The sequence below is a fragment of the Paraburkholderia sp. SARCC-3016 genome (genome assembly GCF_031119615.1).
Taxonomy (GTDB): Bacteria; Pseudomonadota; Gammaproteobacteria; order Burkholderiales; family Burkholderiaceae; genus Paraburkholderia.
This window is the reverse complement of the sequence record NZ_JAVHZD010000076.1, coordinates 1-4,903: the sequence shown is the minus strand read 5'-3', so window position 1 is coordinate 4,903 and position 4,903 is coordinate 1. Positions and strand designations below refer to the sequence as shown.

Here is a 4,903-nt window from a genome sequence, read left to right as displayed (position 1 = left end):
ACGCAAATCGATCATCGTTGCCTGCTGGAAGCAAGCCGAGCTTTGGTGATGTCATGATTTACGTAACTCTCAATAATTCATGTATCGGGAACGAATATCCCAGTGGGTGTAACAGGTATTCCCCGCGCAGGTCCAACCCACTTCACATCACTGTTGGCAGCGCAAAGTGATCTTCTATCATGTTCATGATTCTGGATGCAGTTGTGGAGATGTTCTGATTGAGCGACGCCTTGGCACAGACCAGGCTTGCAGAGGCTCTTGCTTGAAAGCGTCACCATACTTCAGAACCGCCCATGCCATCCGCGCATTTTTAGCCGCAATCGCGATCGCCGCGCGCCAGTATCCGCGACGCTCAACGAGGCTTCTGATCCACAGACTAAAACGGTCTTGCTTGTCCCGCAGATTTGACATCACGGCACGTGCGCCGCTCACCAGAAGAGTGCGCACGTAGGCGTCCCCGGCTTTGGTAATACTTCCGAGCCGGGCTTTGCCGCCACTACTATATTGCGATGGCGTCAACCCGAGCCATGCAGCGACCTGCCGGCCGTTCCTGAAGTCATGGGCGGCGCCGAGAGTGGCCAGCAATGCGCTGGCTGCTGCGCGTCATTCAGGATGAGAACGGCGCGTCAATCAGGATGAGAATCTGACAGGCGCGGCGGCGGGAACGGGCGTAGCCCGGAACCGCTGCCGCGCGTGTTGCATCGGTCCGTCCGTCTTCGATGCCGGGCTTCGCCGGTGGTCGCGGTAGATCGGGTATGAACGAGCCTTCCATGTCATGGGAGGCCGCCGTGCCCGGACGACACGTCAACGACCACCAGATGAGGCTCTATATGAAGTACAGACGCAAGGACGGCCCGGCGGTTGCGGCCGCACGCGCGGGTTTTAGCACTGCAACGGCGTATCGACTTGAACAGCATCAGCGGCTGCCGTCACAGAAGAAGGAGGCGCGCGAGCGCCGGCGCTATCGTTGAAAGTGGTGTATGCGGCGTAGGGATGAGGCAGGAGAAGGAGGTGGCGATTGATGGAGAATGTTGCTTCTCACGGTAACACTTCCTCAATCGAACTCCACCACCATGGCGAAACATACGCAGGATACGAGCGGCAGTCAAACAGCAGAAGCAGACATCAAGGGTACGCCCGGCCTGGACGATCTGATCCAGCAGGGGGCGCGGCGGATCATCCAGCAGGCAATCGAGGCGGAACTGGCAGTGATGCTCGAGCAATATTCGAATGTGAAGACGATCGATGGCCGGCGGTCGGTCGTGCGCAACGGCTACCTGCCAGAGCGCGAGATCGTCACGGCCGTGGGCCCGGTGCCCGTTCAGGTGCCGAAGGTTCGCGATCGCTCGGGCTCGGGCATCAAGTTCAATTCGACGATCGTGCCGCCCTATGTGCGCAAGTCGCCGCGGGTGTCATCGTCGCTGCCGTGGCTGTACCTGCGAGGCGTCTCAACCGGCGACATGGGCGACGCACTGTCCGAGCTGCTCGGCGAGCAGGCCAAAGGGCTGTCAGCGAGCGTCGTGAGCCGCCTGAAGGCCGCCTGGTCAGAAGAGTACGAGAAGTGGAACAAACGCGACCTGTCGGCCTCGCGCTGGGTCTACTGGTGGGCCGACGGCATCCATACGCAAGCCCGCGCGGAGGATTCGACGGGCAGTGCCTGCTGGTGATCATCGGCGTGAAACCGGACGGCGGCAAGGAGCGCGTGGCGCTCAACGACGGCTATCGCGAATCGAAGGAATCCTGGAAGGAGTTGCTGCTCGACCTGAAGAAACGAGGTCTGCAGGCACCGCCGCTGCTTGCCGTCGGCGACGGCGCGATGGGGCTGTGGGCGGCGCTTGAAGAGGTGTTCCCGCAGACACGGCACCAGCGCTGCTGGTTCCACAAGATCGGCAACATTCTCAACGTCATGCCCAAATCGCAGCACGGCAAGGCCAAGGTTGCGCTCGCCGAGATCTGGAATGCCGCGACAAGAGCCGACGCAATCGCCGCGTTCAACCAGTTCGTCGACACGTACGCGGCAAAGTACCCAAAGGCCGTCGAGAAGCTCACGAAAGACCGCGACGCGTTGCTCGCGTTCTACGACTTCCCTGCCGAACATTGGCAGCATGTGCGCACCACGAATCCGATTGAATCGACGTTCGCGACTGTGCGCCATCGCACGAGCCGCACGCGCAACTGTCTGTCGCGCTCGACCTTCCTCGCGATGGCGTTCAAGCTGATCGAAGCGGCCGAGCAGACCTGGAGGAAGATCCGCGGCGTCGACAGGATCGAACCGCTTCTGAAGGGCATTCCCTTCAAGGACGGCACTCCGGTGATCGAGAGCACACCGGCTCCTCAAGCGCTGGCCGCCTGATCATGCCGCCCGCCCCGCGTACACCAGTCTTGACGATTGCTCGTGTGCCGTCGACATACTTGCCCGCCGTGACGGTGGCGATCATGGCGTCGCTGGCATTGCTGCCTGGCAGCGGCTGCGCTGGCATCGGGGCGGTGATCACTGGCGCACGCTCGGCATGACGCTCGCAATGACGGCAAGCGTACTTGAAGCGCACGTGCTGCAGAACCGATGCCTTCACCTCGATATGCAACTGCTCGCTGAGTTCTTCGCCCATGCGGTGAAGCGCATTTGCGCAGCACGGGCAACGCTTCTGGTCAGCGGGCAGATCGTATTCGATGCGCTGGCGTGGCAGGCAGCGGCTTGCGTCCACGCCCGCTGCCTGCCGGCGCTGGCGCATCCGGCAGGCCCGTATCGGGTAGCGCGAACGTATCTTCGGTGCCGTCGGAGTCATCATCGCCGGGTTTGGTGGCGGCGATCTGTTCGGCCTCGTCGAAGACGCGATCGCGCAACTTCTCGCTGCCCGGCGCGAAGCGTTTGCTCTGCGCCAGGCGGAACTGCTCTTCGAGCTGCGCAACCCGTCCGCCCAGTTGCCGGTTGCGCGACTCGAGTTCGCGGATATAGGCCTGGGCCGCCGGCGGCAATCGGGAGAAGTCGTCTTCGTTCATGCCCGTGACGATAGCCCAGTGTCAAAGCCAGATTCAGATGTCGTAGCGGCAGCCAGATAGATGTCGGGGTGAGGGGAGTCCTTTCTATCGTTTAGCAGGGGCTTTCCCCACCGCGGCTGCCGCCTTGCCGTGTGTCCCCATCACCGCCTCGTTCAGGTCCTCCAGCGTGAACTCGCGCTGCTTCTTCGTGCCCGGCAGCCGTTCGGACTTGCGCACCTCGATGCCCCGGTTGGTGCGCGACGGCGAGCCCGCCGCCCGCCGGTTATCGCGCTGCGCCTGGATCGCCTGCGCGACCTGCAGCACATGGCTCAGGCGCTTGTGTTCAACGACGACACCCTGATCAATTTCCGCGAGCCGGTCGTACTGCCGGTAGCGCAGCACCTCGCCGTCCGCCCGGATCTCGATGTGCCCGTCCGGGTACTCCCATACGTCGATATACCGGTGCACCAGCCTGCGGTTCGCCAGCGTGTCCTCGAGCAGGTACAGCACCCGGTCGTACTGCACCGTGAGCGACTTCGTAACGCGCCGCGTCTCGCGCCACGTGAACAGCAGGTCGAGGTCCTCATCGTCACGCAGCGGCCGGTGTGCATCGAACGGGCTGCGCGGCGGCTTCGCGAAGCGCGCGTTATAGGCCGCGATGAAGGAGGGCGCCCATGCGTTGGCATGTGCCACCGTGCTGATGCCTCGCAGCCGCAGCTCCTTCACCAGGCGGTCCTGCAGCGTCAGGTGCGCTCGCTCGACACGGCCCTTCGCGGAACTCGAGTTCGCGCAGAAGGTATCGATATTGAGCTCGTACATCGCGCGGCCGAAGTGCGTCAGGCTGCGGCCGGTCCGGCCTGCAGCCGGGCTGCGGAACACGCTGGCCTTGTCGCTGTAGAACGCCACCGGCTTGCCATGACGCTGCAGATAGGCACGCGTCGCCTCGAAGTAGCTGAAGGTCGACTCGGTGGCCGTGAAGTGCAGCATCATCAGCCCGCTGGTCGCATCATCGACATACACCGGCAGCGCGCACTGCGGCGCCCGTTGCTCGAACCACGCATGCTCGCTGCCGTCGATCTGCACCAGCTCGCCGTAACAGGCGCGCCGCGCCCGCGGCTGGTAGACCTTGGGCGGACGTTGCCGGCGCGGCACCCACAGGCCCGCGTCCGTCATCAGGTGCTGCACGGTTTCCTTTGACAGCGTCAGCCCGTGACACTCACGCAGCTTCTCGCAGGCCAGCGTCGGCCCGAAATCAGCATAGCGCTCGCGGATGATCGTCAGCGCGCGCCGCGCCAGATCGGCCGGCAACTGATGATTGCCCGCACGACCACGCCTGCGTGATATCAGGCCGGCTGCGCCTTCGCTGCAATAGCGCAGCACCAGCCGTTCCACCTGGCGCCGGCTGATCCCCAGCCGTTCAGCTGCGCGCCACGGCATCAGCCGCTGCCCGACGACCGCCTCGATGACCTTCAGCCGGTCCAGCTCGCGCATGCTCATGGTGATCAACCCGGTATTGCCCATGGCTGGCTCCGCGGCGAGTGAACCGCGCCAGCATGAACCGCAAAGCGCCCAGGTACGACATCTGTACTTTGCCCAGATACGACATTACAACTTTGCTCTTACAGCCCAGTGCCGCGCGCGATGGGTTTACGTCAATTTGTAACCCCCCGGCGTCGCCGTTGTTTACCGGCAACGCCGGGCGTTCGCGTGGTGGTACTGCCGTGCCGGGTGGCGTCGCATGGCGTCGACATCGATGCCGTCAAGCAGCCAGTGCAACTGTTCGGCCGTCATCCCGATCACCGTCTCCTCTCTGCGTGGCCACACGAAATGGTCCGCCTCGAGACGTTTGAAGTTGACCCGCGAAAACGGACACCTATCCTTTTGATCAGGAGGTGCCGATGATGGGCAAGCATCGTACCCCGTA

General features: G+C 63.2%; 2 protein-coding genes and 4 pseudogenes. 2 read left to right on the top strand and 4 right to left on the bottom strand.

Going from position 1 to position 4,903, the window contains the following annotated elements; translation table 11 throughout:
* Positions 1-183: 183 nt before the first annotated feature.
* A pseudogene (locus QYH69_RS35610) lies at positions 184-594 on the bottom strand (transposase); the annotation flags it as partial.
* A 161-nt stretch (positions 595-755) separates the two neighbouring features.
* On the opposite strand from QYH69_RS35610, the pseudogene QYH69_RS35605 reads away from it, so the two are divergent.
* Both QYH69_RS35605 and QYH69_RS35600 read left to right on the top strand, forming a co-directional pair.
* Positions 756-962 (top strand): annotated as a pseudogene (locus QYH69_RS35605) (hypothetical protein); the annotation flags it as partial.
* Between the two features lie 111 nt (positions 963-1,073).
* Positions 1,074-2,353 (top strand): annotated as a pseudogene (locus QYH69_RS35600) (IS256 family transposase).
* A gap of 46 nt (positions 2,354-2,399) precedes the next feature.
* On the opposite strand, the pseudogene QYH69_RS35595 reads toward QYH69_RS35600, so the two are convergent.
* From QYH69_RS35595 to tnpB, 3 genes and pseudogenes are all read right to left on the bottom strand, one after another.
* Positions 2,400-3,000 (bottom strand): annotated as a pseudogene (locus QYH69_RS35595) (IS66 family transposase zinc-finger binding domain-containing protein); the annotation flags it as partial.
* A gap of 84 nt (positions 3,001-3,084) precedes the next feature.
* Positions 3,085-4,476, bottom strand: a complete 1,392-nt coding sequence (locus QYH69_RS35590) for an ISNCY family transposase (protein WP_374992568.1) — start codon at positions 4,474-4,476, stop codon at positions 3,085-3,087.
* A 186-nt stretch (positions 4,477-4,662) separates the two neighbouring features.
* On the bottom strand, positions 4,663-4,903 hold a 241-nt coding region (gene tnpB / locus QYH69_RS35585), incomplete at its 5' end, for an IS66 family insertion sequence element accessory protein TnpB (protein WP_308836303.1).